The following is a 24,014-nucleotide window of genomic DNA, read 5'->3' as shown; positions in this document are numbered from 1 at the left end:
GCTTCAACACGCCGATGATTATTCCTACTGGGATTGCTCAATTCTATCAAATTAGAGACTGCGGCTCAAGCCGCAATGTCGCTTTTCCGCCCCTGGCTAAAGCCGAGGGGCTACCAAGCTCCCGGAAACTTTACGTGTGTCTATGTTGATGTTGTGTTGCGGAAAATCATCCTTTGCAGAATCTTTATAAAAGAATGACTAAATAATTGATTAACTAAAGTAAATTTAAACTAAATAATTAACTTAAAACTAGCAATGAACTTAAGATGGTCTAATTTTAGACCTCAGTTCCTCTAGCGCCAACTTCTTGCTCTAATGTATATTTACCCAACAAGAGAGGTCAAGGTGCAAAGAAGATGTGACCGAAATCGCAAACGTTCAAAACGGCGAGCGATCTATTGTCCGATTCACGGATGCTATCTAGATAGTGTCAGTCAAAAGTATCCATTGTTTGCTGATCGCCCAGGACAACTCCAACAGAGGGGAATAGGGCGACAAACAGCACTGTTTTTAGTAGCAAAGAAAACCGCAGTACCTTTGCAAGGAGAATGGTTGGAGGCATTCTGGTGTGATCAATGTCAAGAAAAAAAGTGGTATCACCTGAAAAAGCGCGATCGCGTCTATGAAGTGTCTATTGCAGCTCCAGAACTTTGGCAGCAGGCAATGGGGGTAATTTACCCAGAAGGAAATCCTTCTGTAGGAGAATTTACTCGCAGACATGCAAGGATGGTTGGTTGTAAAAGCAGCAAGGATTTCGGATTTATCAGCTAATATCAATTATTTTTGGCTCTGCACAGAATTGAACTTTATATATATGCAGCTTTATTTTATAAATAATTGGTATAAACGACTTGCAGATTTTAATTGAATGGATGATTGATAAGGTCAGTATCTGCTATGAAAGAATCTGAATTAAAAGTTGAAGAGATAGATTTTCAAAAATACTTGCTTGTCCTACAACGACGTTGGATGACTGCAATCGGAATTTTTGGAGCAGTTGTCACCCTTGCATTGCTGTACGCACTCTCATTGAAACCTACATATACAGCACAAGCGAGTCTCTTAATTAAGACAAATCGAACCTCCTCACTAACAGGATTGGGAGAAGATATCGGAAGACTAGAATCTTTAGTACGGGAGAACAGTCCTGTAGACACGCAGGCGAAAATCGTTATATCTGTTCCTGTAATTCAGGAAGCCATCGCATCCCTTAGCCTCAAAAATGATGAAGGTGAACCTCTAACAGTTGAGGAACTTTTGGAAAATTTGAAGGTAGAGGGTGTCAAAGGTACAGATGTCCTAGAAATATCTTATACAGATGACAATCCTCAATTAGCCGCAAAAGTAATCAATAAGGTAGTTGATAATTATATTCAGCAAAATATCCAAGCCAACAGAGAAGAAGCAACCTCAGCAGGTAGATTTATATTGCAGCAATTACCTAAAACTGAGGAATCTGTGCAGAAAGCAGAGCTAGCCTTGCGTAGATTCAAAGAGAAAAATAAGGTAATCGTTCTGCAAGAAGAAGCAACCGCCGCAGTTAATACCATTTCTAAGTTAGAAGAAGAAATTGCCCAAGCGCAAGCTCAACTTGTTGATGCTAATGCTCGTCTAGAAAAATTACAAACTCAGGCTAGGGTTAACTCACAAGACGCTGTATCGGCTGTTGACTTGAGTCAAGTAGCTGGAACTCAACAAGTACTCAAAGAACTCCAAGAAGCACAAACCGAGTTGACGGTGGCGCGAACCCGTTACCTATCAGGACATCCTACAGTCTCTCAGTTACAGGAAAAAGTTTCTGCCCTCAAAAACCTACTACAACAGCGAGTAGAGCAAGTAGGTGGTAATAATCAGCAAATCTCTACAGCAAATTTACAGATGGGAGAGGTACGACAAAAGCTGATTGAAGATTTAGCAAACACAGATAAAGAACGTGCTGGTTTGGAGAAACGAATTGCTGATTTGAGGAATACATGGTCGTTATACAAACAGCGAGCCAATACTTTACCTCAATTAGAACAAACCCAACGGGAACTAGAGCGAAAACTGAAAGCCGCACAAACAACTTACGAAACACTCTTGACGAGATTGCAAGAAATTAACGTAGCCGAAAATCAAAATATTGGTAATGCTAGAATTATTTCCCCTGCAATCGTTCCAGATAAGCCAAGTGGAAAGAGAAAAGTTCTAATTGTTTTCGGTGGAGGAATTTTAGGTATACTGCTGGGAATAATTGCTGCTCTTGCTTCTGATTTAATAGACCGCTCTATCAAGACTGTTAAAGAAGCTAGAGAGCTTTTCCAATATACTTTGCTAGGGGTAATTCCTAGTATCAGTAGGAGTAGTAAAAATAGCTCTTCAGTAGAAGGATTAGATAGAACAGTTCCCAGAGTAGTTGGTAGAGATGTTCCCCATTTTCCTGTAGGTGACGCATACCAAATGCTACAAGCAAACTTGAAATTCCTTTCAGATAAGCAACTAAAAGCGATTACGGTTACTAGTTCTATTCCTAAAGAAGGAAAATCAGAGGTTTCTGCCAACTTGGCTGTAGCAATGGTAGAAGTTGAACGGCGAGTACTGTTAGTGGACGCTGATATGCGTCATCCCATCCAGCATCATATTTGGCAACTAAGCAATAAAAAAGGCTTAAGTAATATCATCGTTGACCAAGTTCCCATTGAGACTGTCGTCCACGAAGTAATGCCCAATTTACACGTTCTCACATCTGGAGTCATACCTCCTAATCCAGTAGCTCTACTAGATTCAGAGCGTATGGCTGCTTTAGTTGCTAACTTTACCAAAGATTATGATTGTGTAATTTTCGATGCTCCACCTTTAGCAGGAACAGCAGATGCAGCAGTTCTGGGTAAATTAGTTGACGGTATCTTACTAGTAGTGCGTCCCGAAGTGGTTGACTTTACAAGTGCTAATGCAGCTAAAGAATTTTTAACTCAGTCAGGTCAAAAAGTACTGGGTATGGTGATCAACGGTGTCAGTGTGAAGCGCGAACGTGATAGCTATTTTTACTATGCGAAAGATTCAATGGAGTCAAGTAGCGTGTCTAAAAGTTCTATTCTGGTAAAAAATCGTTGAGCAAAAACTTAACTTAAGTAAGAGGTGCGATCGCTTTTGATAAAAACCACAAAATCAAAAAAGCATAAAAATGCTCAAAAAAATAGAAGAAGCTACTAGCAAACTCAGCCCTAACCTACAAAAAATTATTGGCAATACAGCTTGGCTGTTAGCTGATAGAGTATTGCGAATGGGTGTGGGTTTAGTAGTAGGAGTTTGGGTAGCTCGCTACCTGGGACCAAAAAACTTTGGTCTTTTCAATTATGCGATCGCTTTTACTTCGATATTCAACACTGTTGCCAATCTTGGGCTTGATAGTATTGTAGTTCGTAATATTGTCCGCCAACCCGACAACAAAGATGAAATCTTGGGTACAGCTTTCTTTTTGAAGGTGTTTGCTCAAGTAGGTGTGATCATTGCGTCAGTTGCAGCAATTATCCTGATTCGCCCCGGTGAGGTTCTTACTCAGCAGCTAGTGGGAATCATTACTGTGGGAATGTTTTTTGAATCTTACTACGTCATTGATTTTTGGTTCCAATCACAAGTTCAGTCAAAATATACAGTTTGGTTTAAAAATATAGGCTTAGTCTTAGCTAGTTCGATGCGGGTTGTATTGATCCAAATACAAGCCCCATTAATTCTGTTTGCTTGGGCTTATTCTGCGGAAACTGCTCTGAGTGCTTTAGGACTTATAGTCGCATACCATATTAAAGGTTATTTGATACAAGCATGGCAGTTTAGCTGGAAGTCTGCAAAAGAGTTACTCAAAGATAGCTGGCCGTTGATTCTTTCGAGTTTTGTAATTATGATTTACATGCGAACGGATCAGTTAATGATCGGACAAATAACTGGTGATGCAGAAGTAGGAGTTTATTCAGCAGCAGTCAAAATCTCAGAACTTTGGTATGTTATTCCCATGGCGATCGCCAATTCAGTCTTCCCATCAATTGTGAAAGCTAGACAAGTAAGTCAACAGTCATACTATGAGCAAATACAGAAAGTTCTGGATTTCCTCGCAATTCTTTCTTATGCAGTTAGTGTAATCGTCTCATTACTATCTCATCAAATTATCAATTTGATGTATGGCAATGAATATGCAGAGGCTGGCACCATACTTATCATCCATATCTGGACTGGATTATTTGTCTCCTTGGGCTTGGTAAGCAGTTTATGGACGACAGCAGAAAATTTAATGCGATTTGCATTTATAGCAACTGCTAATGGTGCAATCATAAATGTAATTTTGAACTATTTCTTCATTAAAAGTTATGGAGGTGTCGGAGCAGCAATTTCTTCACTGGTGGCTCAATGCATTGCCTCATATCTTTCATATTTGTTATTGCCAAAAACAAGAAAATTATTTATTCAACAAACAAAAGCACTTTTCTTCCCTGGCTTATTAAGTCGATTATTTAAATCTACCAAGATTTTGGTCAACAAATAATTTTTAATCATAAAAGTTTACAAAGTTTACATTTTTAAAATTGAATTAAATAAATTCTAAATACACCTAAATTTCAATTTATAAAATGAAAATATATTTTCTCCAATTAATCTTGAAATGGTAGGGTTGAATGTCTGATTTTCGTTTGAGAACTCCAGTAGCTTTTATTATCTTCAAGCGTCCACATACAACCGAACGTGTGTTTGAAGCAATCCGCCAAGCCAAACCAGCGAAACTATTTGTCATCGCAGATGGTCCCCGAAAAAACCGCGCTGATGAACCAGAAAAATGCGAAGCTACTCGTGCAATTATTAACCGTGTTGATTGGGAATGTGAAGTCTTCAAAAATTATTCCGATACTAATCTCGGCTGTGCAGAACGTCTGCCTAGTGGTTTAGATTGGGTATTTAATCAAGTTGAAGAGGCAATAATTTTAGAAGATGATTGTTTACCTCACCCCACATTTTTCCAATTTTGTGAAGCTTTGCTTGAGAGATATAGATACGATCAAAGAATTGGTACAATTATCGGTCAAAATGTACAATTGGGGCGAAGAAGAACAGACTATAGCTATTATTTCTCTATTTATAATCGCTGCTGGGGTTGGGCGACTTGGAGACGAGCATGGCAAAACTTTGATTTTGACATGAAACTCTGGCCAGAAATTAAAGAAAGTCAATTTTTAGATGATATACTTATAGACTCTAAATCTGTCAAATTTTGGCAGCAAATTTTTCAGGATACATACGATAGACGTATCAATACCGTCTGGGATTATCAATGGACTTTTAATTGTTGGCTTGAGAACCAACTAAGTATTGTCCCAAATCAGAATTTGATTTCTAATATTGGTTTTGGCGAGAATGCGACTCATACAAAACATACAAAGGGAAGCTTTGTTAATACTTATGCTAATATGCCCACAGAGACAATTAGTTTCCCTCTCAAGCATCCGCCATATATAATTCGTGATTTAAAATCTGACAGATTCATGCAAAAAACCTTCTTTAATTATGGCAACTTATTGACAACGATAAAGACGCTTATTAAGAAGAAAATCATGAAAGAAAATTGAATATAATAATTAAACATCACAATCAATCAAGAAATTCTTATTTCAGTTTATAAATATATTCCACAAATAGTGAATCATAGCTATTCCAATTTAATTACCTGGGTGCAATCTAGCGACAACAGTCGGAGATTATACATTGAACAATAAATTATTGACTTCTCTATTATTAAAGCTGGAAGTAGCAAGCGTGATATTCTTGCTTTTCTTTGCGGAAACAGTAGTATTACCTGATGCAGTCAGGACTATTACAAATATCCTTAGTTATGGAATTGTAATTCTTTTAGTTTCTGTCCAGTGGAAGCGTATTGCATATGTTGCTACCACAGACAAAACTCTCATATGCTTGGTTGCAGTTGGTGTATTTTCAGTTGTTTGGTCTCAAAGCCCTGCTGATACAATCGAACAAGTCAGAGCTTTAGTACGTTCAACTTTATTTGGTATATATTTGGCTTCGCGATACACACCAAGAGAACAGATAAATTTGTTGGCTTGGGTAGGCGGTTTATCTATATTTTTCTGTTTAATTGTTGGTTTTGCTGCACCTTCTATTGGCACTCATCTCATCAATGGTGTTGTATCTTGGCGAGGGATTTATGCTCACAAGCAACATATGGGCCGCTTCATGGGTTTCATAGCTTCAATTTTTCTGATTCAGATATTAGACAAACGCTCTAATCGCTGGATTGGTATGATTTTAATGTTATTTTCCTTAATTCTGATTCTACTGTCTACCAGTAAAACAGGCTTAATAATTTTCCTTTATCCTCTCTTTGCTTTTCCGATTTACATGATTGTCAAACAAAGGAAAAATAGATTTTTTATTCTCTTAATAGCAGTATTTATATTAACTATCGTAGCTACTTTGATTTTAGTAAATCTAGATTCAATAGTAGTTAATTTATTAGGTAAAGATATTGAATTTAATGGACGTACTCCACTGTGGATATTAACTATAGAACAAGGTTTAAAACGTCCTTTTTTAGGTTACGGTTATAATGCATTCTGGACAACTGATGCTTCTTATGAAGTTATCCGTAATACGTGGTTATGGTATGAAAAGATAGACCCGAAAACTCCTTTTCAAGCTCATAATGGTTTTATTGACTTATTTGTTCAACTTGGTTTTGTGGGGTTATCACTTTTTATATTTGATATGTTGAAAGTAATATATAGGGTAGTCAATATCCTGTTTATGACTAGAAAAATAGAAAGCTTTTGGATGTTTATGTTTTTGGGAATTAATATACTTGTTAATAGTAGTGAAGTAATTACAATTATGTCAACTAATAGTATATTTTGGATTATTTATGTATCTGTAGCCTATTCATCAGCAGTTGAGTACAAGCAAATCAAGCGTTCTCAGTTCATTAGTTCTTTGAATCAAGCATAATTAGTAATTTAGCTGGCATTCTTTTTGGATTTTGAAAATATAGAAAGAAATAATACATATGCAAAAAGCAAAAGAAGATACAAAATTGGCTGTGTTGATAACCTGTTACAACAGGCGAGACACAACTTTGGCATGTTTGCAAAAACTGGAGCAACAAGATATAAGTTTTGACGTTTATCTGGTTGATGATGGTAGCTCAGATGGCACCTCAAATGCAGTCAAACAAAAGTATCCAAAAGTAAAAATTCTTAAGGGAAATGGAAATCTCTTTTGGGTAGGTGGAATGCGATTAGCATTTGCTGCTGCTCTTAAAGAGGGTTATGACTACTACCTTTGGCTGAATGATGACACTTTACTAGATCCGAATGCTCTAACTAAGCTACTTAGCAATCATTATGAGCTTACACAACAAGGTCATCCTGATTCCATAATTGTTGGCTCAACTCGAGATCCTTTGACAGGTAAAGCAACTTATGGAGGTGCTATGCGCTCAAAGCGCTGGTACTCAAACAAGTATGAGTTTGTAGAACCAACTGGGGAACTTCAAGAGTGCGATACGATGTATGGCAATTGTGTACTCATTCCTAATTCTGTTGCCCAAAAAGTAGGTAATTTGGATTCTGCTTTCATCCATACATTGGGAGATATAGATTATGGACTCAGAGCAAGGAAGTTGGGATGTTCCGTATGGATAGCACCTGGGTATATAGGTACTTGCTCTAAAAATTCTGTGAGCGGTAGTTGGGTAGATACCAAGCTTCCGGTTCATCAGCGTTTAAGAAAACTATTGCAAACTAAGGGTTATCCGATTAAAGCATGGACTATTTTTACCAAACGACATTCTGGTCCATTTTGGTTTATTTATTGGTTCTTACCATATTTACGCGCAGTTATTGGTTATAGAGATTTAAGTGCATCCCCTGCTTTTTGTGAGGAGGTTCAACAAAAGACCTAATAAGAGATGAATTTTAATAGTTAAAAATCTTAATTATATTTAGTTGCTAATTCAATAATGACATCTATATCCTTGGCAGAAGTGTTGAATCTTAACGCTAATTTCTAACTATTCCAGTAAAAAAACAAATGTCTCATCCAAGAGTTCTTATCATAGCTTCTCTTGCAAATCCTACTTGTACAAATTGGATATATGGTCTAAAAAGTTTAGGCTACAACGTTGCAGTTTTAGACTGGAGAAAGTCTCCAGCAACCCAGAGTGAACTTGAAAATTGGGGATTTAAAGAGGAAAATAAGATTCCTATAATTAACATATGGGACGATTTTCCCTTAGAGAAGCAACAAGAGGTAGAGAAATGCCTTGGTGGATTACCTGATGCTTTATTCTCCTGGGAAGGTGCATTAATTTTAAAACCTCTACTAAGAGTGAAAAGAATTTACACGATCGCTAAGGTTATCCATCGAATTAATTCTTATCCTAGTGCCTTGAATGAATTCACCGAGTTCCGTCTCAATTGGCGTTATCAGAATGCTAATCCACTAATTGATGGTTATATTTTTTATTCAGAAACTCAGAGGCATCTGTTCCTGAAAAAAATTCCAACAGCAGCGAATAAACCTTACTTAGTCATGGTAGCACCATTCTTTAAAAAAGCTTTCTCTTCTAATAATATTCAGGATTATACTGTGCCAAAACTTGAACGTTTTGATGGCAATCCCCATATCATTTTTACTGGAAACAGCAGGGAACTCTGGAATAATAACTTTCTTCAAAATCAACATCGAGATGCTTTAGGTAAGTTTTTTAAACAATTAGCCAAGTGCAATGTTCATATTTTCATACACCCTCAAGGAAATACAAGGAATATTTCTAATCTCCATCTTTATCCAGATTTTTCTAATGAGGATATATTTACAGGTAGATTTGCTCAATATATTTCTCAATTCGATGCTCATTTAGTGATGTACAACGAGTATAACAGTACGATTCGTCGTTGGGTTTCTTCAGGTCTATCTACTCGTTTTGCCTATGCCTTAACCTCTACTACTCCATTGGCAGTAACTAAAACTAGTAAATTTGTTGAAGAACACTGGAAAGGCACTCCTTTTGGCTTTACTTTTTCTGATATTGATAACTTGGCTAAATCTCTTCACAATAAACAGATGCTGGCTTTACTCCGTCGAAATTTGGAAAAAATCCATATAAGCTATGCTTTTGAATATCAAAGTCACCATGTTGCCCAATTCTTCAATAAAATTTTGCAAAAATCAGCAATACTATGAGTAGTTAATCTAAAATTTAAATAATTAAAATTAGAAAAAATAAATTATATTAGAAAAATTAAGGAAATGTGTAAAATAGGTAAACGTTTACTACTTGTATCCACACTTGATTCCAGTCAACCTTTTGGTGCCTTTACAAGACCATTTTACCTCGGACAATATCTGATGAAATATTTTGAAATTTGTCAGGTTGGCTTAAATTGTTCGGCAGTAAACTATGCACCTTCTGTATCTATTGGCTCAAGAAATCTATTTTCTTATATCAAGACAATTAAAAAATGTATAGAAGAATTTCGCCCTGATATTGTGTATGCACAAGAAACCCTACCTGGAATAGCGTCTTTGATTGCATTGACAACTACTAAACCAAAAAATTGCTCTCTTGTTTTGGATTTTCATACTTTTTCTGCCTATGAATACTGGAGTCGCTTATCTTCTGTTGTCAATCCTTATAAGGAATTTCTGCAATTAATTAAGACATATATTGCTCAGGGAGTGCTGATATTCTCTGGTAATCCTATTATTGCGGCAGGTGAATCAACTCCCAAACTTATCGGGCAATGGTATGGTAGGAAACCAGACAATATTTACTGTATAGGTAATGGAGTTGCAGAAGATTTATTGAATGAACAATTTTCTAATGCTACAGATCCATACCAAGAAATGCGACCAGCCAAGATAGTTGTTGTTGTTGCTCCTAAAACTTTTCAATTTCCGAGTAACGATATGTCTGTATCTATGGCTATTGAAGTTGCCAAACACCTGGAATCTCATGACCAAAAGGTTCACTTCGTTGTGATTGGTCGTGATGTCAGTGATGTTGACCAACCATTACCAGCAAATATTACTTTTGTTGGTTTTTTAGCAGAGCGAAAAGATTTTGTTAATTATATTAAGTATGCAGATATAGGATTGCTACCATTTCCCAAGCAAGCTGTTGCAGGTGGAGCTCGCAATAAAGCATTAGATTATTTTGCTAGCAAAAAATTAGTTGTATCAACTCCAGAAGGTTTGAGAGGATTAGAAGAATTCCGTAACCAAAAGCATCTTATTGTTACAGGATACTCGACAGTAGAGGTAGCCGATGCAATACTAGATGCAGTCTCTAACTTGGAGAAATATCAGCCACTTATAGAAACAGCATATAATCTCATCAAAGAAAAATATTCGTGGTTGGCAAGAGCAAAAACAGTTGCTGAGATTCTGGAAAAAACGTGAGTATAAATTTACCTTAGCAAAATAAAAAGCTGGTCGCTTAATAAGATTATGTAAATTTTATACAGAGAGATATCAAGAGTTTTAAAATAGAGCTTCTGGTTCTGCAAAAACTCTAAAATTCATAACAAAAGAGGATGAAAATCAAAATATTTTCAGACCCGCGATATCTTCCTAAAGGAGTCTATCCAGCTACTATTATCCAACCTTTCTGGCCAGAATATACAGAAAATTTTCACTTAGAAAGTAGAGGTTATTATATTCCTCCTTGGGATAAATTAATTGCTAATTATACAAAAGTAAGTCACTCTTTGTTTGAACTTACTTCGTTAAAAGAAGCAGATTTTGCTGTTTTACCTTTTGATTGGTTAGAGGTTTCAGGTAATACATGGACGGCTAGGACAAATAAATCAGCATATGCTTTAGCTATTGAATTTGTCCAAATGGTTAAACAAGCTGGAAAACCAATTATTATTTTTTATTGTGGCGATCGCTCCCATGAATATATTCCCATTCAAGACGCTTTCATTTTTCGTCAATCGCTTATAGGCTCTAGGAGGCAGTCTCGTGAATTTGCCATGACTGCATTATACGAAGACTTATTAGAACACTACCAAGAAAACAAACTTACCATACGCCAGAAACCAGAAAAACCTGTTGTAGGATTTGATGGTTGTGCCGATCAAGGCAATTTCTCAATTAAGCTTAAGGATTTAATGCGTCAAGGAGCAATGCTAGCAAGTGGAGGAGAAACTTTTCCCCCCTATGAAGGACATCGTTTACGAAATCAAGCTTTGAAGTATCTGAGCAAAAATTCTTTAGTTGAGACTAATTTTAAAATTCGCGACAACATGGCGTTCTTTGAAGCAAAAGAACCTGAAGAAAAACTAAAAGTACGCCTCGAATACGTGCAAAATATGGTTGACAGTGACTATATTCTTTGCTGTCGTGGTCGAGGAAACTTTTCTCTGAGATTTTATGAAACATTGTGTTGTGGACGTATTCCCATTTTTGTTGATACTGATTGTGTCATACCTTATGACTTCAAAATCGACTGGAAAAAATATTGTGTTTGGGTAGATAGCAAAGACTTGCTCCAAATTGCTGAAAAAGTAGCAGAGTTCCACAATAATCTTTCACCTCAGCAATTTGTAGAACTGCAACATGAGTGCCGCCAGGTGTGGAAAGATTGGTTATCTTATGAAGGATTTTTTAGCAACTTTTGGCAACATTTTTAGCTTTTCGGTAGAAGTTTCCACTATCTAATAAATTTTCCATGAATTTGACAATTACCGCTCGATTAAAAAAACAGAAGCATTTATGAAGCTGAAGATATTCTCAGATTTGCATTACCTGCCCGAATCTTCACGCCCTGTCACCATACTTCAACCATTTTGGTCTTCTCCTTCAGAAAATGATGTCGCTCCTTGGTCGAAGTCTATAATTCATTATGCAAACATTAGTCACTCTTTGTTTGAAATAACTTCACTAGAAGAAGCAGATTTTGCAATTTTACCTTTTGACTGGTTAGATGTTAGAGGAAATACATGGACTGCCAAAATTAATAACTCAGCAATGTGTTTGGGGATTAAGTTTGCGGAAATGGTGAAGCAAGCACAAAAGCCATTGGTTGTCTTTTTTAGTAGCGATTGTTCACATGAAAAAATACCTATTAAAGACGCCTTTGTATTCCGTCAATCACTATTAGCTTCTCAAAGAAAACCTCGTGATTTCGCCATGAATGCAGTTTATGAAGACTTGATTGAGTACTATCATGAAAACGAGCTTCCCATTCGCCAAAAAAGAGCAAAACCCGTCGTTGGGTTTAATGGTTATGCTTACAAAACTCCTTGGAAAATCAAGCTGAAAGAAATTATCCATAAGATTGGGACACTGAAAAATGGTGGAGCATCCTTTTTACCATATAGAGGACATAGCTTACGAATGGAGGCTATGGAGTATCTCAGCAAAAGTCCAGACATTGAAACAAACTTTGTAGTTAGAGAAAACATGGCATTCTTTGAAGCCAATGACCTACAGCAAAAGCTAAAATTACGTCTGGAATATTTACGCAATATTGTTGAAAGCGATTATATAATCTGCTGCCGTGGTCGAGGAAATTTTTCCATAAGGCTCTTTGAAACCCTATGCTGTGGACGCATTCCAATTTTTATTGATACAGAATGTATCTTACCCTATGACTTCAAAATTGACTGGAAAAAGTATTGTGTTTGGATAGACAGTAAAGATTTACCCCAAATTTCACAAAGAGTTATTGAATTTCACAACAATCTTTCAGCTCAAGAATTTGTAGATTTTCAGTATGAGTGTCGTCAGCTATGGAAAGAGTGGTTATCCACACAAGGATTTTTCACTAATTTTTGGCAGCACTTTCCGAAGAATATTTTCAAAAAATGATGTAAATTTCGCTATTTGCTATAAAGTATTTAATTACTCGTTATATTTATCAGTAGAAAGTGGTTAATTGTATTAACAATTAACCACTTTTTATGAATAACCCTAAAAAAAATTAATTTCAAGGTACTGTTAATTTAGATATTGAGCAAATATTGATAGAGGTAACAATGAAGCAATCACCCTACAAATTTTTTGGAATAAAACTGGATGCACTGTCTATTCCTGAACTGAATTCATTAATTACAGAATCTATCCAACAAAACAACAAATGGATTATTGCCAATCACAACTTGCACAGCCTTTATATTTACCATCACGATTTGAAAATGCAAACCTTCTATAGTAAGGCTAATTATGCACACATTGATGGTATGCCTTTAGTGTTCCTGGGAAAGTTGCTGGGTTTTCCACTAAAGCGAGAGCAAAGAGTTACCTATGCAGACTGGGTATGGCCTCTAATGGCGGAAGCAGCTAATAAAAACTGGCGTGTGTTTTATTTAGGATCTAAGCCAGGGGTTGCAGAACGGGGAGCTGAGATTTTACGCGAGAAGTTTCCAGGTTTACAGATTGCTGTCAATCACGGCTACATAAACATAAGTCAAGGAAGTCAACAAAACCTGGATACATTGGCTGCAATTAAAGCTTATCAACCCCATGTCTTGATGGTAGGAATGGGTATGCCACGTCAAGAATATTGGATTTTAGACAATCTAGAGGAGATCGATACTAATGCTATTTTGACTGCTGGAGCTTGTATGGATTATGTCGCCGGAGCCATTCCAACTCCGCCCCGCTGGATGGGGAAAATGGGCTTGGAATGGTTATATCGCTTACTAAGTGAACCGAAAAGACTCTGGAGACGTTATTTAGTAGAACCTTGGTTCGTAGCTAGGCTATTGTTACGGGAGATTCTTAATGCCTAATAGAAAATTAGTCACTAGGCGACAAGCCCTATGGTTAAGTTTAGGTACTCTAACAAGCATAGGAGCGATCGCAACAGCGAAGGCTGGATATGAAAGTCAGCAAATCGAATCGCTCGATAACTCAAAAAGAAACTTTAAAGTAGCAGCCTATACCCCTTTAAAGAAGCGTGCTGCAACGAAAGGAATCATTTATGGAGCAGCAATCAGACGGGATCTTTTGCAATCAAATCCAAAATTAGCAGCAAGTTTTGCTCAACAATGTGGCATTTTAGTCCCAGAATGGGAACTCAAGTGGAATTTTTTGCGCCCCACTCCCAATAGATTTGATTTTACTGCTGGTGATTGGTTAGCTAAGTTTGCTCGTACTCATGGAATGCTTTTTCGGGGACATACTTTAGTCTGGCATGAAGCTTTACCCCCGTGGTTTAAGGGAGTTGTTAACCGCCAGAATGCAGAAAAATTTTTGGTAGAACACATTGCAACTGTTACAAAACATTATGCTGGTCAAGTCCACTCTTGGGATGTGGTTAATGAAGCAACAAAACCAGGTGACAAACGCTCTGACGGCTTGCGAAACTCACCTTGGCTAAAGTTTCTCGGCCCAGATTACATAGAGCTTGCATTTCGGGTCGCTGCCGAGAAAGATCCAAAAGCCCTACTCGTCTATAACGATACTGAACTAGAATATGACATTCCTGAACACGAGGCAACAAGAAGTGCAATTCTGAAACTGTTAGAGCGCTTGAAGTCTAGAGGAACGCCAATTCATGCTTTCGGTATTCAATCACATCTGTGGGGTCACGAAAACCGTTTTAATCCTAAAAAACTACGGAAATTCTTAGCTGATGTTGCAAGCCTCGGTTTAAAAATTCTAGTTACTGAACTAGACGTAAGAGATAAAAACTTACCCAAAGATTTAAAGCTTCGCGATCGCGTAGTTGCTGCTACTTATGAAGACTATCTTTCAGTAGTGCTAGACGAAAAAGCTGTGATTGCAGTCTTGACTTGGGGACTGAGCGATCGCGACAGCTGGATTTCAAAGTATGCTCCCCGTTCAGATGGTTTAGCAGTACGTCCTTTGCCATTTGACTCAAATCTCAAACCTAAATTGGCATGGAATGCAATAGCTAGGGCTTTTGATCGAGCGCCGAAACGTTAAATCCTATTTTCCGAAAAAGATTTAGATTCAACACAAGAGTGCAATTAATAATAAGCTTCCTAGTTTATTTTCTTAGAAAAATAGGGAGTATTTCCATGGTAAACAGCATTTATTTTTTATTGGAAAATATTCAATTTTCCAAAATACTCATTACTATTAATTATATTAATTATATTAATTAAAGTTATTTTTACATTATATTTAGTGACTTATAAAAATATAAATGATTTTTAAGAGACAAGTACTGGATTATCAATTCAATACGAAGTGTTCTAATCAATTAGTAACGAGGAACAGCAGCTATGACTACTAAATCTTTATTACCAGTAGTTAGTTTCAAACCAGATTTACGCTCTGCAAAAGGTACGAGAATACAGAGAGGGTTAGCAATTAAATTATTGCGGGTGATAACACTAATTTTTCTTGATACTACTGCCCTAATCCTAGCTTGGAGCATAGCCATACTGTATGGAACCCCTTTAGATTCTCCTTGGACACAAAAAGCTCCTTTTGTAATACTCACTCTGGCTTTAGAAATAGGCATAATTGCCACAAAAGGTCTATACAAAGCCGGGATTCACCGTCGCAACTATCCTGGAATTATCAAAGCCGTTTCTCTATCACAGGTATTACTTTTATTCATTGCTTTTCTTTACGAACCAAATCACTACGTTTCGCGATCAACTTTTTTGATTTTTTGGTTGTCATCTCTGATCTTTATCTGTATAGGCCGCTATTTATTTGATGTGGCTACTAAGTTATTACGTACAAAAGGAGCAATTCGTCATCCCATATTCTTAATTACAGAGAGAGAAGACAAAGAAAATCATATCAAGATTATAGAAAAGGAAAATTGCTATACAATTCAAGGGATTGCTGACTCTAGATGTTTAGATTTATCTAATCGAGAGTCAACTTTTGAATACCTGCGTCAGCAAGGAATAGTAGAAGCTTTTGTTTCTTGGAATGCGATTAAAAATCGTCTATACGTTTGCTGGAACTTTCAGACAGCTGGTATTACTTTGCGAATTCTACCAACCGAAAGCGAAATTCGCCCTGCTAAATCTATTTTTTGGATGATTGGTGAAGTTCCTTGTATGACAATTCCAGCACCAATTATTGCAGGTAGTGATTTTTGGATAAAACGGTGTTTTGATCTTTGTTGTTCTGTGATTTTGCTCTTACTGCTTTTTCCGATTTATGTGTCAATTGCAATATTAATTAAGTTAGATTCTCCTGGTCCAGTCTTCTTTAGACAAGAACGCATTGGTTTACATAGTCGCAAGTTTAAAATTTGGAAATTTCGCACAATGGTTATCAATGCAGAGAAGTTACAAGCAAATTTAGAAGCTAAAAATGAAATAAAAGATGGTGTTCTCTTCAAAATGAAAGACGACCCTCGCGTCACACGGGTTGGTAAATTCTTACGCCGTTATAGCCTAGACGAATTACCACAACTTTTCAATGTTTTTCTGGGAGAAATGACTCTTGTCGGGCCTCGTCCTTTACCTATTAGAGATGTAGAGAAGTTCACAACCAAGCATTTTATTAGACAAGAAGTTCTACCTGGTATTACTGGATTATGGCAAGTTTCTGGACGCTCTGATATAGATAACTTTGAAGATGCAGTGAAATTAGATATTAACTACATAGAGAACTGGTCTTTATTATTAGACATGAAAATTTTACTACAAACTGTGAAGGTTGTTCTGCAAAAAACAGGTGCGTACTAAGCCAAGCTAAATAAAGACATCACATGCTTAAACGGGTAAGTGAGGAGAGATACAGAGCAAAAAGAGGGGGGAGGGAAAATCTCTTTTTGCTACTGCTGCTTACACTATTAGTGAAGCTTTCTCTCCTCACGGTGCGACACAGGTAGCACGGTTATAGGGATAAACAGATACTAAATCAGTACATCCGTGTTACAAATACCTCTTGTGACACTACTTATAGCGAACACTAACATTGAATACTACTAGAACATTTGTTCTTCTTCGTAAAAGAAAAACTCTGCCAAAAGCGTAAAGCCAATAATCCAAAGAAAGCACAATATAGAAAAGATAATAATTGCCGTCATTTTTATCACCTCTACTTTTTATTGATATTCACTTTAAGTTTTCTAGGTTAAAAAGTTAGTCTTCAAAAATCAGCAATCACGTCCAATGTGAATTCCTGATGATTCATTGTGTTTTTGCAGCAACTTATCTATCGGAGACACCTACCTGTAACTGTAGTCCGTCGTTACCGTTAATATTAGACTGGGCAGGTTCTAAGGTCAGTTCTGGAGTGATTGTTTGTGATTGTGGTTTAAGAATTCTCCGCAATTGCACAGGATTATTTATTTCTTGTCGAAGACCTTGCTCAGGGACTAGTCCATTTTTTCCAGTATTATTGTCATTTGTGCCACCTAAATTTTGTGTTTGATCAAAAAATATTGTAAAGTCATTCTCAGCTGTTCTATCATTAATTCCACTGAGTGAATCACCAGACAAAGTATATTGCTGTTGACTCGAAATGGTTGATTGAGCTTGAACCTTGCTAGATAAGCCAGTCACCGTTGCGGCAATAACCAAAACAGCAAAAACAATTCTATTCATTGTGTTTATCCAAACTCTACATGTATTCGCAATGCAGTCGTATTAGATAGTGCCTGATATTAATAGATGATTTTTAACTCTATTTTAGTACAATATCAATATAAAACCGTATTTATAAATACTGATTTAATCAAGTATTAATTTAGTTGTCATAAATTTTGTTATTCCTAGAGTATTATCAGTAATTAAGTAAAAATAAAAACCTTAGCGTTGACATCATCCAAGGTATAAAAGGTTCAAATAATTAAAAATCAACAATTAAAAATTAGATTTCTCTAAATAAAATTGTCAAATAAAATACTAGTCTTGTTTCTGACTTTTCGTATCCTGAGTCGTTCTGATTTCAGAGATAATTAAGTCGATGAGAATAAATTAAACTATGTTAAGTAACGTAAAACTATTGAAGTCAGTTCGTAGTAAGGACTAAAGTCCTCTAGTAAGGACTTTAGTCCTTACTACAAACCTTTTGTTATTTGCGCTGTCTTACTTACTCCTGATGCAGTAATTTTTGGCTATTGACGAATTTGAGACAAATAATGCGCTAAGTTAGAAACATAGATGCAGATTTTGAAGCCTGCCCCTTGAAATTTGTCGAGGAGAAATAATGAGATTATAGGCAAGATCGAGTGCAGGAATTTGCCATGTATGAACTAATTCAAACTGTTTTAAGTAGTGACGAAAAAACGATCCTACGTCAATTAATCTCTGACTTAAGCGCTTCGGGTAAGCGTTACTTCCTGAGAAATGAGATTTTGCACGCTTTTGCTGAGTACTGTCACCAATACCAAAAGCCTGCCTACTTTTTTCATTCTTCTTCCTTAGGAACACTAATTCACTATACTCATGAAATCATCTTGGAAGAAGATGATATTTGGTTGCTGTTGCGACCCAGAATAGGTAGTCAAGAAGTTTGGCGATTGTTATCAGCAGATACGAGTAACTTCGATCTACAAACACCACAAGTATTGCTTGATGTGCGCGATCGCTTTGTCAACCGCTACCAGTCTCAAATTCTCGAAATCAACTTTCATCCCTTTGATAGAGGTATTCCCTCTATCGATGACCCCAGAAACATTGGTCAAGGTCTAGCATTCCTGAACCGTTATCTGTGTAGTCAGGTGTTGAGCGATCGCAGTTATTGGTTAGATGTATTATTTGATGCCTTACACCGACTCGAATATGATCATAAACAATTACTGATTGGCGATCGCATCAAAACAGGTTTACAACTATACAAACAAATCAAACAAGCCATCAAAATCATCGGTGAACGACCACCTGAAGAACCCTACGAAAAGTTTAGCGAACAACTACAAACCCTCGGCTTAGAACCCGGTTGGGGTAACACCGCATCGCGAGTACGTGAAACTCTAGAACTATTTGATCGACTGATTGAAACTCCAGAACCAGCCATCCTTGAAGCCTTTGTTGATCGTGTTCCCGCAGTTTTTCGCGTCGTCCTCGTTTCCATCCACGGTTGGATCACTCAAGACGATGCTGTAGGTAGACCCGAAACTTTGGGTCAAGTTGTCTATGTGCTAGAACAAGCTCAGAGTTTAGAAAATAAACTCCGATCAGAAATTAAACTAGCAGGACTCGATTCACTAGGTATTCAACCCCAAGTAGTTATTCTCACTCGCCTCATTCCCAACTGTGAAGGAACCCAGTGTAACCTCCGCTTAGAAAAAATAGAGAGAACCGAAAACGCTTGGATTTTACGCGTTCCTTTTCGGGAATTTAACCCGCAAGTCACCCAAAACTGGATTTCTAAATATGATATTTGGCCATACCTAGAAACATTTGCTATTGATGCCGAAAAACAACTTTTAGCTCAACTAGGTGGAAGCCCAGATTTAATTATTGGTAACTACAGTGATGGTAATTTAGTGGCTTTTCTACTAGCACGTAGCTTGAAAGTAACTCAATGCAATATTGCCCATTCTTTAGAAAAACCGAAACATTTATTTAGTAACCTTTACTGGCAAGATTTAGAAGAACAGTATCACTTTTCAGCCCAATTTACCGCCGACCTGATCAGCATGAATGCTGCGGACTTTATTCTGACTTCCTCCTATCAAGAAATTGTTGGCACACCAGATTCTCTTGGTCAGTACGAGTCATATAAAATGTTTTCCATGCCTGAACTTTATCATGTAGTTGATGGCATTAATTTGTTAAGTTCCAAGTTTAATTTCGTTCCGCCGGGAGTAGACGAGAATATCTTTTTCCCCTACAACCAAAAAGACAAGCGTGACGACAATCTGATGCAAAAGATTAACGATTTACTGTTTGATAGTTCAGATGATCACATTTTTGGTTGTTCAGATGATCACATTTTTGGTCATTTAGAGAACCCCAACAAACGACCAATTTGTGCGATCGCTCATATTACCTCAGTTAAGAATCTCTCTGGTTTGGTAGAATGCTTTGGTCGAAGTCAGGAATTGCAGAAACAATGCAACCTAATTCTCGTTACCAATAAATTGCATTTATCTGAAGCGACAAACTCAGAAGAAGCAGCAGAACTGGAAAAAATCCACAACTTGATTAATCAGTACAATCTTCATAGTCAAATTCGTTGGGTGGGAATCCGTCTTCCCAAACCTGAACTCGGCGAAATTTATCGAGCGATCGCAGATCGTCAGGGTATTTTTGTCCATTTTGCCAGTTTTGAAGCCTTTGGAAGACCAATCCTAGAAGCAATGAGTTCTGGTTTACCAACATTTGCTACTCAATTTGGTGGTGCAGCAGAATTAATTAATGATGGAGAGTGTAAATTTCATATCAACCCAACAGACTTAGAAGGTACTGCAAATCAAATTCTGCAATTTCTTGATGAGTGCAATACCAACCCTGAACATTGGTACGAAATTTCCGAACGGGTCATCCAGCGAGTACGCAACAAATACAATTGGCAAATGCATACCAAACAGTTACTATTACTAGCTAAAATTTATAGATTCTGGGACTTTGTAAATAAAGAAAACCGCGAAGCATTACTACGCTACGTGGATACTTTATACCATCTGGTCTTTAAACCCAGAACTGAAAAAATCCTAGAAGAGCATATGCAAAGGTAGGGACTGGGCATGAATCAGTTATCAGTTATCAGTTATCAGTGATCAAATTAAACTGGTAACTGTTAACTTTTAACTGATAACTGAGAAGTTGTCCCCCTTCCCTTGTCCCCAATCCCCAATCCCCGATCCCTGATCCCCGTTCGCGTAGCGTCTCCTCTGGAGAATCCCCGATCCCCAATCCCCTAAGTAACAGCAACAACGATGGATACAACAGGACATTATCAGCATCTCACCTACACAGATTGGACTGTCAGGGAAACTCAGTTTGAACCCGAACAGTTTCGCTACCGAGAAACAGTTTTTACCATCGGAAATGGTTATTTGGGAACACGGGGTAGCTTTGAAGAAGGTTATTCTCAAGCCTCACCAGCTACCTTTATCCACGGTGTTTACGATGAAGTTCCGATTGTCTATACCGAACTTGCTAACTGTCCAGACTGGTTGCCATTTACAATTACCATTAATGGCGATCGCTTTCGTTTGGAAAAAGGTGAAATATTAAGTTATGAACGCAAGTTAGACTTACGCCAAGGTATTCTCAGCCGTAGCGTGCGTTGGCGCAGTCCCAACAATCAGACAATTGACATCCACTTTGAAAGGTTCGCCAGTCTTGCAGATGAACACGTTCTAGTGCTGCGTTGTCAACTCACCCCAGTTGATTTTGCTGGAGCGATCGAAATTCAAGCTAGTATTAACGGCTACCCAGAAAATCAGGGTTTCAACCACTGGGAATTATTGGATCAAGGAAAGACAGAAGCAGGAGTATGGTTAAACCTTCGTACTCGCTCCTCTCGTATTCAATTGGGTATAGCTACTGGTATCAAAATCTCAGGTGCAGAGGCTTCGCTGCAAGTCACAAGTCCACCCGGTTATCCTACCTTGCTCACATCCTTCCTCACTTCCCCAGGACAAACCGTGACGGTAGACAAGTTAGTGACTGTTTTTACTTCAATACATGTAGAAAACCCAGTCACCTCTGCGTGTGAAAAACTTGCCCAATTACCTGAATACTCGCTCCTGGTTATAGCCCATACCCAAGCTTGGGAAAAAGTTTGGCAAAAAAGTGACATTGTGATTGAGGGAGATGTTACAGCCCAGTTAGCTGTGCGTTACAACCTCTTTCAGTTACTAATCGCTGCTTCACGCCATAATGATCAAGTCAGTATCCCAGCGAAAACACTTTCGGGGTTTGGTTATCGTGGTCATGTTTTTTGGGATACAGAAATTTTTATACTTCCTTTATTTATTTACACTCAACCAGAAATAGCACGTAATTTACTAACTTATCGCTATCACACCTTGCCTGGAGCGCGACGGAAGTCAGTACACTACGGGTATAAAGGGGCAATGTATGCCTGGGAAAGTGCGGATAGTGGCGATGAAGTGACGCCTCGGTGGTTGCCTCCTAATGATCCTTACGGTGAAGATATTAGGATTTGGTGTCGCGATCGCGAAATTCATATTAGCACCGATGTGGTCTATGCCGTCTGGTATTATTGGCAAGCTACCAGCGATGACGAATGGATGCGGGACTACGGCGCTGAGATTATTCTCGATACTGCCGTATTCTGGGGTAGCCGGGTAGAATATAACACCAAACACGAACGGTACGAAATTCGCGAAGTAATTGGTGCTGATGAATATCATGAATTCGTCCACAACAACGCCTTTACCAACCGACTGGTACAATGGCATTTAGAAAAAGCACTTTATATATATGAGTGGCTGCACAAAACTTTCCCCGATAAAGCCACAGAGCTAGAAGATAAATTGCAACTACGTGCTGGTAGGCGATCGCGTTGGACTGATATTATTGCCAACATTTGGATTCCCTATGATCAGTCAACCGGGCTGATTGAGCAATTCGAGGGATTTTTCCAACTGCAAGATATCAATCTCGAAGACTACGAACCACGTACCAAATCTATCCAAGCTATCTTAGGTATCGAAGAAGGCAATAAACGGCAGGTACTCAAGCAACCCGATGTGTTGATGCTGTTGTATCTGATGCGACAATCACAGGAACCTCCTTACAACCCCCAGACTTTGCAAGCTAACTGGGATTATTACGCACCCCGCACCGATATCAGTTATGGTTCCTCCCTCGGCCCAGCAATACACGCCATCCTCGCTTCAGACTTAGGCAAAACAGCAGAAGCCTACGAAAGATTTATGCAAGCAGCATTAGTCGATCTAGAAAATGTTCGGGGTAATGCGTCAGAAGGCATTCATGGAGCGAGTGCAGGTGGTATTTGGCAAGCGGTGGTTTTAGGTTTTGGCGGTATTCAAATGGGAGACAGCGAACCCATAGCTCATCCTCACCTACCCCCTGGATGGACACGCCTGAAGTTCAAGTTGATGTGGCGTGGTAAATGGCATGAGTTTGATTTGGGGAACGAGAATCAAGGAGAGGGGATCGGGGACAAGGGGGACATGGGGGACACGGGGGAGAGGGAGACACGGGGACATGGAGATTTACAATCAACAATCAACAGACAACCACCAACTACTATGTCACCAGACATCCGAGGCTTTATCTTTGACTTAGACGGTGTATTAACAGATACAGCCGAATATCATTATCTTGCTTGGCAAAAACTGGCAGATGAGGAAGGCTTACCCTTTAATCGTGAGGCTAATGAAGCATTGCGGGGTGTATCGCGTCGGGAATCACTTCTGCATATAGTCGGTGATAGAAAGTATTCGGAAGCACAACTGCAAGAGATGATGGATCGTAAGAATCGTTATTATGTAGAATCCATCGAAAACATCTCACCACAAGATTTATTGCCTGGTGTTGTCACTTTACTGGATGAATTAAAGCAAGCAGGAATTAAGATTGCCCTTGGTTCAGCTAGTAAAAATGCCCAGGCTGTAATTGAGAAGTTGGGTATTGCCAATCGTATAGATGCGATCGCTGACGGTTATAGTGTCCAACGCCCCAAACCAGCCCCTGACTTATTTTTGTATGCTGCCAATCAGTTAGGATTTGAACCAAGCCAGTGTGTAGTTGTGGAAGATGCCGAAGCAGGTATAGAAGCAGCTTTAGCTGGTCAGATGTGGACAATCGGACTCGGCCCAGCTGCACGAGTTGGTGCTGCTCACATTGTCCTACCAAGTTTAGCAGATGTTCATTGGACAGATTTAAATGCCAAGTTGAAGGAGTTGGGGGTTGGGGATCGGGGACAAGGGGACAAGGAGGACAAGGAGGACAAGGAGGACAACTAATCAGTTAACAGTTAACAGTAAACATTGACCAGTTTAATTTGATAACTGATAACTGATAACTGATAACTGATAACTGATAACTGATAACTGATAACTGATAACTGATAACTGATAACTGATAACTGATAACTGATAACTGATAACTGATAACTGATAACTGATAACTGATAACTGA

16 protein-coding genes are annotated in these 24,014 nt (G+C 38.1%); 15 read left to right on the top strand and 1 reads right to left on the bottom strand.

Annotation, left to right across the window (positions count from 1 at the left end; translation table 11 throughout):
* The first annotated feature begins 345 nt into the window (after nucleotides 1-345).
* The 13 genes from ACE1AT_RS06095 to ACE1AT_RS06035 all read left to right on the top strand — a co-directional run bounded on the left by ACE1AT_RS06095 (nucleotide 346) and on the right by ACE1AT_RS06035 (nucleotide 16,667).
* Nucleotides 346-771, top strand: a complete 426-nt coding sequence (locus ACE1AT_RS06095; protein WP_374866390.1) for a hypothetical protein — start codon at nucleotides 346-348, stop codon at nucleotides 769-771.
* A gap of 126 nt (nucleotides 772-897) precedes the next feature.
* On the top strand, nucleotides 898-3,093 hold the full coding sequence (locus tag ACE1AT_RS06090) for a GumC family protein (RefSeq protein ID WP_374866389.1): 2,196 nt from the start codon (nucleotides 898-900) through the stop codon (nucleotides 3,091-3,093).
* Between the two features lie 70 nt (nucleotides 3,094-3,163).
* On the top strand, nucleotides 3,164-4,516 hold the full coding sequence (locus ACE1AT_RS06085; RefSeq protein WP_374866388.1) for a flippase: 1,353 nt from the start codon (nucleotides 3,164-3,166) through the stop codon (nucleotides 4,514-4,516).
* 130 nt (nucleotides 4,517-4,646) lie between these two features.
* Entirely contained in the window at nucleotides 4,647-5,591 is a 945-nt protein-coding gene (locus ACE1AT_RS06080) for a glycosyltransferase family 2 protein (RefSeq protein WP_374866387.1), read from the top strand.
* Nucleotides 5,592-5,727: 136 nt separating this feature from the next.
* Nucleotides 5,728-6,981 (top strand): O-antigen ligase family protein, encoded by a 1,254-nt coding sequence (locus ACE1AT_RS06075; RefSeq protein WP_374866386.1) that lies wholly within the window; start codon nucleotides 5,728-5,730, stop codon nucleotides 6,979-6,981.
* Between the two features lie 58 nt (nucleotides 6,982-7,039).
* A complete protein-coding gene (locus ACE1AT_RS06070; protein WP_374866385.1) occupies nucleotides 7,040-7,936 on the top strand; it encodes a glycosyltransferase family 2 protein in 897 nt (298 codons plus the stop codon).
* 128 nt (nucleotides 7,937-8,064) lie between these two features.
* Nucleotides 8,065-9,219 (top strand): hypothetical protein, encoded by a 1,155-nt coding sequence (locus tag ACE1AT_RS06065; RefSeq protein WP_374866384.1) that lies wholly within the window; start codon nucleotides 8,065-8,067, stop codon nucleotides 9,217-9,219.
* 75 nt (nucleotides 9,220-9,294) lie between these two features.
* Nucleotides 9,295-10,437: a glycosyltransferase family 4 protein gene (locus tag ACE1AT_RS06060; protein ID WP_374866391.1), complete on the top strand. Its 1,143-nt coding sequence runs from the start codon at nucleotides 9,295-9,297 to the stop codon at nucleotides 10,435-10,437.
* Between the two features lie 134 nt (nucleotides 10,438-10,571).
* Nucleotides 10,572-11,672 carry an exostosin family protein gene (locus tag ACE1AT_RS06055; protein WP_374866383.1) on the top strand — a complete coding sequence of 367 codons (1,101 nt, stop codon included), beginning with the start codon at nucleotides 10,572-10,574 and terminating at the stop codon, nucleotides 11,670-11,672.
* Nucleotides 11,673-11,754: 82 nt separating this feature from the next.
* Nucleotides 11,755-12,852, top strand: a complete 1,098-nt coding sequence (locus ACE1AT_RS06050; protein ID WP_374866382.1) for an exostosin family protein — start codon at nucleotides 11,755-11,757, stop codon at nucleotides 12,850-12,852.
* Between the two features lie 167 nt (nucleotides 12,853-13,019).
* A complete protein-coding gene (locus tag ACE1AT_RS06045; RefSeq protein ID WP_374866381.1) occupies nucleotides 13,020-13,775 on the top strand; it encodes a WecB/TagA/CpsF family glycosyltransferase in 756 nt (251 codons plus the stop codon).
* The gene (locus ACE1AT_RS06040; protein ID WP_374866380.1) at nucleotides 13,768-14,934 is read left to right on the top strand and encodes an endo-1,4-beta-xylanase; all 1,167 of its coding nucleotides are present in this window, start codon (nucleotides 13,768-13,770) and stop codon (nucleotides 14,932-14,934) included. Before ACE1AT_RS06045 ends, ACE1AT_RS06040 begins: the two co-directional genes overlap by 8 nt.
* A gap of 302 nt (nucleotides 14,935-15,236) precedes the next feature.
* Nucleotides 15,237-16,667 carry a sugar transferase gene (locus ACE1AT_RS06035; protein ID WP_374866379.1) on the top strand — a complete coding sequence of 477 codons (1,431 nt, stop codon included), beginning with the start codon at nucleotides 15,237-15,239 and terminating at the stop codon, nucleotides 16,665-16,667.
* A gap of 468 nt (nucleotides 16,668-17,135) precedes the next feature.
* Here the strand turns inward: ACE1AT_RS06035 and ACE1AT_RS06030 are convergent, their stop codons facing one another.
* Nucleotides 17,136-17,531 (bottom strand): hypothetical protein, encoded by a 396-nt coding sequence (locus ACE1AT_RS06030; protein WP_374866378.1) that lies wholly within the window; start codon nucleotides 17,529-17,531, stop codon nucleotides 17,136-17,138.
* A gap of 641 nt (nucleotides 17,532-18,172) precedes the next feature.
* On the opposite strand from ACE1AT_RS06030, the gene ACE1AT_RS06025 reads away from it, so the two are divergent.
* Entirely contained in the window at nucleotides 18,173-20,611 is a 2,439-nt protein-coding gene (locus tag ACE1AT_RS06025) for a sucrose synthase (RefSeq protein WP_374866377.1), read from the top strand.
* Between the two features lie 201 nt (nucleotides 20,612-20,812).
* Nucleotides 20,813-23,839, top strand: a complete 3,027-nt coding sequence (gene pgmB, locus ACE1AT_RS06020) for a beta-phosphoglucomutase (protein ID WP_374866376.1) — start codon at nucleotides 20,813-20,815, stop codon at nucleotides 23,837-23,839.
* Nucleotides 23,840-24,014: the final 175 nt, after the last annotated feature.

It is taken from the genome of Pelatocladus sp. BLCC-F211, assembly GCF_041928655.1.
Classification (GTDB): Bacteria; Cyanobacteriota; Cyanobacteriia; order Cyanobacteriales; family Nostocaceae; genus Pelatocladus.
This window is presented reverse-complemented; position numbering and strand designations above follow the sequence as displayed.

Coding starts and splice junctions, on each gene's coding strand:
- ACE1AT_RS06090 (WP_374866389.1), top strand. CDS start 898: ATGAAAGAATCTGAATTAAAAGTTGAAGAGATAGATTTTCAAAAATAC.
- ACE1AT_RS06085 (WP_374866388.1), top strand. CDS start 3,164: ATGCTCAAAAAAATAGAAGAAGCTACTAGCAAACTCAGCCCTAACCTA.
- ACE1AT_RS06080 (WP_374866387.1), top strand. CDS start 4,647: ATGTCTGATTTTCGTTTGAGAACTCCAGTAGCTTTTATTATCTTCAAG.
- ACE1AT_RS06070 (WP_374866385.1), top strand. CDS start 7,040: ATGCAAAAAGCAAAAGAAGATACAAAATTGGCTGTGTTGATAACCTGT.
- ACE1AT_RS06065 (WP_374866384.1), top strand. CDS start 8,065: ATGTCTCATCCAAGAGTTCTTATCATAGCTTCTCTTGCAAATCCTACT.
- ACE1AT_RS06055 (WP_374866383.1), top strand. CDS start 10,572: ATGAAAATCAAAATATTTTCAGACCCGCGATATCTTCCTAAAGGAGTC.
- ACE1AT_RS06050 (WP_374866382.1), top strand. CDS start 11,755: ATGAAGCTGAAGATATTCTCAGATTTGCATTACCTGCCCGAATCTTCA.
- ACE1AT_RS06045 (WP_374866381.1), top strand. CDS start 13,020: ATGAAGCAATCACCCTACAAATTTTTTGGAATAAAACTGGATGCACTG.
- ACE1AT_RS06040 (WP_374866380.1), top strand. CDS start 13,768: ATGCCTAATAGAAAATTAGTCACTAGGCGACAAGCCCTATGGTTAAGT.
- ACE1AT_RS06035 (WP_374866379.1), top strand. CDS start 15,237: ATGACTACTAAATCTTTATTACCAGTAGTTAGTTTCAAACCAGATTTA.
- ACE1AT_RS06030 (WP_374866378.1), bottom strand. CDS start 17,531: ATGAATAGAATTGTTTTTGCTGTTTTGGTTATTGCCGCAACGGTGACT.
- ACE1AT_RS06025 (WP_374866377.1), top strand. CDS start 18,173: ATGTATGAACTAATTCAAACTGTTTTAAGTAGTGACGAAAAAACGATC.
- pgmB (WP_374866376.1), top strand. CDS start 20,813: ATGGATACAACAGGACATTATCAGCATCTCACCTACACAGATTGGACT.